Source organism: Mesorhizobium sp. M7A.F.Ca.CA.001.08.2.1 (assembly GCF_003998455.1).
Taxonomy (GTDB): domain Bacteria; phylum Pseudomonadota; class Alphaproteobacteria; order Rhizobiales; family Rhizobiaceae; genus Mesorhizobium; species Mesorhizobium ciceri.
Map to the genome: position 1 here is coordinate 1 of NZ_RZPW01001220.1, position 1,057 is coordinate 1,057.

Annotated in this window: 2 protein-coding genes; both read left to right on the forward strand. The window is 65.9% G+C overall.

The genetic code is table 11. The annotated features are described in order from the left end of the window. A partial coding sequence (rbsD, locus tag EN914_RS36335; RefSeq protein ID WP_348631976.1) for a D-ribose pyranase occupies nt 1-506 on the forward strand: 506 nt, incomplete at its 5' end. 1 nt (nt 507) lies between these two features. Then, a partial coding sequence (locus EN914_RS36340; RefSeq protein ID WP_127389730.1) for a 3-methyl-2-oxobutanoate hydroxymethyltransferase occupies nt 508-1,057 on the forward strand: 550 nt, incomplete at its 3' end.

Below are 1,057 nucleotides of genomic sequence, written 5' to 3' on the forward strand. Positions count from 1 at the left end.
GCGCTCTACGCCGAGGCTATGAAGACAACATGGAAGGAAACGACATGAACCGAAACCGGCTGCTCAACGCCGAACTGTCGCATGCCATCGCCTCGATGGGCCATGGCGACCTGATGATCGTCTGCGATGCGGGGTTTCCGATCCCGTCGAGCGCCTGGCGCATCGACCTCGCCATCTCGCCCGACGTGCCCGATCTCGAAACCGTGCTGGCGCCGATCGCCGCCAATTTGATCGCCGAGCGCATCGGCTATGCCGACACACTGCCGGTGCACAACGCACCGCTGCTGGCCAAGCTGAAACGACTGTTCCCCGACGCCGACTTCGAGACCACGACGCACGAGACCATCCTTGGCGAAATGGCTGCCAAGGCCAAGGTCATCGTGCGCACCGGCGCCTTCGACCCGTGGGGCAACATCCTGCTCTATTCCGGCGTCGACGTGCCGGCATGGTTCTCCAAGCCCGGCGTCGTCGCGCCCGACTACTATGCCAAGAAGCTGAAGGGCTGAGATGGCTCGCATCTTCGACTTCGGCGGCCGCGAGGTCGAGCGCAGCGTGACGGTTGCTGGCCTGCGCGCGCTGAAGGGCAGCGGACGGCGTATCGCCCAGGTGACCGCCGAAACCGCCGAAGAGGCAGCCGCCGCCGAGGCTGCCGGCATCGAGATGGTCGTCTGCCGCGCCGCCAACGTGCCCCGCGTGCGCGAAGGATCGCGCCGCGTCTTCGTCACCGCCGCGCTAGGCTTCGCCGATGCCGTGACATCGGACGAAATCCTGCGAACCGCCTTCTCCGCTATCACGGCGGGTGCCGACGCCGTCATCACCGGGCGCGGTCTCGACACCGTGCGCATGCTCGCCAACGAGCAGATCCCGGTGATGGGCCATCTCGGCTTCGTGCCGCGCAAATCCACCTGGGTCGGCGGCATCAGGGCCGTCGGCAAGACATCAGCCGAAGCGCTCGACTTGTGGGACCGTTTTCGCCGGCTGGAAGACGCTGGTGCCTTTGCCGTCGAATGCGAGATCATCGCGGCTGAGGTGATGGCCGAGATCAACCGCCGCACAT